Annotated in this window: 3 protein-coding genes; all 3 read left to right on the top strand. The window is 38.4% G+C overall.

The annotated features are described in order from the left end of the window. Positions 1–195: 195 nt before the first annotated feature. The 3 genes from NZ519_13495 to nhaD are packed head-to-tail and all read left to right on the top strand — an operon-like array spanning position 196 to position 2,746. Positions 196–522 carry a TMEM14 family protein gene (locus NZ519_13495; protein MCS7029768.1) on the top strand — a complete coding sequence of 109 codons (327 nt, stop codon included), beginning with the start codon at positions 196–198 and terminating at the stop codon, positions 520–522. A 22-nt stretch (positions 523–544) separates the two neighbouring features. Continuing rightward, positions 545–1,480 (top strand): glycosyltransferase family 2 protein, encoded by a 936-nt coding sequence (locus NZ519_13490; GenBank protein ID MCS7029767.1) that lies wholly within the window; start codon positions 545–547, stop codon positions 1,478–1,480. A gap of 3 nt (positions 1,481–1,483) precedes the next feature. Further along, positions 1,484–2,746, top strand: a complete 1,263-nt coding sequence (gene nhaD / locus NZ519_13485; protein ID MCS7029766.1) for a sodium:proton antiporter NhaD — start codon at positions 1,484–1,486, stop codon at positions 2,744–2,746. The last annotated feature ends 120 nt before the right edge of the window (positions 2,747–2,866 follow it).

The following is a 2,866-nucleotide window of genomic DNA, read 5'->3' as shown; positions in this document are numbered from 1 at the left end:
GGGCGGGTGGGGCGCAGCACCGTCAGCCCGTAGCACGCCGACCTTGCTTGCATGAGCGCAGCGAAACGCAAGCAAGGACACGCCCAAAAAAACTAAAAAACAACCTATTAGTTTAGCATAACGCAAAAAATAAAACAACTTAAAAAAATTTTGTTTTGTTGTTTATATGTCTTTTATCATATCTTTGTTATAATTATGAATACATTAGCAATTTCTACATTGATATTTGCTGTTTTTATGCTCGCAGGTGGATACCTCGGATACGTACAAGCCCGCAGCAAAGCTTCCTTAGTTGCAGGATCAGCTTTTGCCGTACTATTAGCCCTATCTACATTTCTTATCGCTAGTGACGACAAAACTACTGTACAATATGGTGTTATTTTAGCCACCTTATTGAGTGTAATTAACCTTGTTTTTGGCTTAATGCGATACTTCAAAACACGCAAACTGATGCCTGCGGGAATTATTGCTATCATGAGTTTTGCATTACTCTTACTTTGTGTATTAGAACTAACTCGTTAGTTTTGCACTGCTTTAAGTGTGCATGAAAGAAAAAAAACTCTCCGTAGTCATTCCAATCTATAATGAAGAGCCAAATATACAAGTATTATACCAGCGATTGAAAGAGGTCCTAAATACCGTTCCTTACACTTGGGAGCTAATCTTTGTCAATGATGGAAGCAAAGATGCTTCCGGTGATTTAGTGAGAAAGCTGCGCCAGCAAGATAAAAGAGTAAAATATCTTGAATTTAGCCGAAACTTTGGACATCAGATAGCTGTAACTGCAGGTATTGACCATGCTTTTGGGGATATGGTAGTGATTATTGACGCAGACCTACAAGACCCCCCTGAACTAATCATAGATATGATAAAAAAATGGGAAGAAGGCTATGAAGTTATATACGCTAAACGTAAAAAACGTAAGGGCGAGACATGGTTCAAACTGCTTACTGCAAAAGTATTCTATCGGATATTGCGAAAAATTACCAGCTTTGAAATTCCCTTAGACACAGGAGACTTTCGCCTGATAGACCAAAAGGTAGCAGAAAATTTACGTAATATGCCTGAACGCAGCCGCTTCATCAGAGGAATGGTCGCTTGGTCAGGTTTTAGAACTACTGGAATAGAATATGAACGCCAAGAACGCCATGCAGGCGAAACTAAATATCCTTTCAAAAAAATGCTCCGCTTTGCCATAGATGGAATTACCTCATTCTCTTACTTTCCTCTACAATTAGCTTCTTATCTTGGAATTTTTTTTTCAATTGTTAGCTTTATTGCTATAATAGTTGTACTATACTTGCACTTTTTTACAGACAAGACTATACACGGTTGGACATCTACTATTTTAGCCGTCTTGTTCATCGGTGGGATACAACTCTTTACCTTAGGTATTATCGGAGAATACTTAGCACGCATAGGTACAGATGTAAAGCAGCGCCCTATTTATGTCCTTCGCAAAAAAGAATTAGAAGAATAAACCATGATCGCCATAATTGTAATTATATTTCTTGTAGGTTATTTGTTAATCTCTATTGAGCATGTTATTGGAGTTAATAAAACGGCCACTGCCTTAGTAATGGCTGGTATAACTTGGATAATTTACAATATACACATTGGAGATGTACAGACAGTGATAGATAAACTAAGCCATCACTTGTCTAACATAGCAGAGATAATGTTATTTTTAGTAGGAGCAATGACCATTGTGGAACTAATAGACTCACACAACGGCTTTCAATTCATTGTCAACCGTTTGCGTATTAAAAGCAAACGAAAACTGTTGTGGGCGGTAGCTTTTATCTCGTTTATTTTGTCTGCAATTTTAGATAACTTGACTACTTCTATTGTAATGGTATCTCTATTAAGAAAATTCATTGGTCAGGCAGAAGATAGAAAATTTTTTGCGGGGATTATCATTATTGCTGCTAATGCAGGAGGGGCTTTTAGTCCTATAGGCGATGTAACTACTACTATGTTATGGGTAGCACAGCGTATTTCCACTACAGAGGTTATTTTGCGTTTATTTTTACCTAGCCTGGTATGCTTGTTAGTACCTTTAATTTGGCTGCATTTCAAGGTAAAGGGTGATATTACTCCCCCTGAAAAAAGTGTTTTAGAGGAGGAGAGAAAAATTAAGGGTAGTTTGCTTATGCTTATTTTAGGTACGGGACTCTTGTTAGCTGTACCTACCTTCAAGACTCTTACTCATTTACCGCCTTACTTAGGAATGCTTTTAGGATTAGGGATTATTTGGTTAGTAGCGGATATTATCCACAAGCATGAGGAGCATGAGGATGTACAAAGATTATCCGCTAATTATGCACTGACGCGTATAGATGTACCTAGTATTTTGTTCTTTTTTGGGATTTTAGCTAGTGTAGCTGTTTTAGAGGAGATACATGTATTAAATCAGTTTGCGACAAATCTGAATGAAGTTATTCCTTCGGAGAGGGGGATTGCTTTTGTATTAGGTATAGTTTCATCAATAGTGGATAATGTCCCTTTGGTAGCTGCTTCTATGGGAATGTATTCTTTGCAAGCTTATCCTATGGATAGTAGTTTTTGGCACTTGATTGCATATTGTGCAGGTACAGGCGGAAGTTTGTTGATTATAGGTTCAGCCGCAGGAGTAACGGTTATGGGTATGGAGAAAATTACATTTTCTTGGTACTTAAAAAATATTACAGGTCTGGCTTTAATAGGCTATTTAGCAGGTATGGTAACGTATATTCTGTTATTTTAACTTACCTGATTCTTGTATAATTCAAGGCATTTGAGGTTTTTTATTTTGGGCGTGTCCCTCGCTGCGCTCGGGTCGGCGTGCTGCGGGCTAACGGTGCTGCGCCCCACCCGCCCACCCCCT

The sequence above is a fragment of the Bacteroidia bacterium genome (genome assembly GCA_025056095.1).
Lineage (GTDB): Bacteria > Bacteroidota > Bacteroidia > JANWVE01 > JANWVE01 > JANWVE01.
Note: the sequence above shows the minus strand (reverse complement) of the source record. Positions and strands in the feature narration are given on the sequence as shown.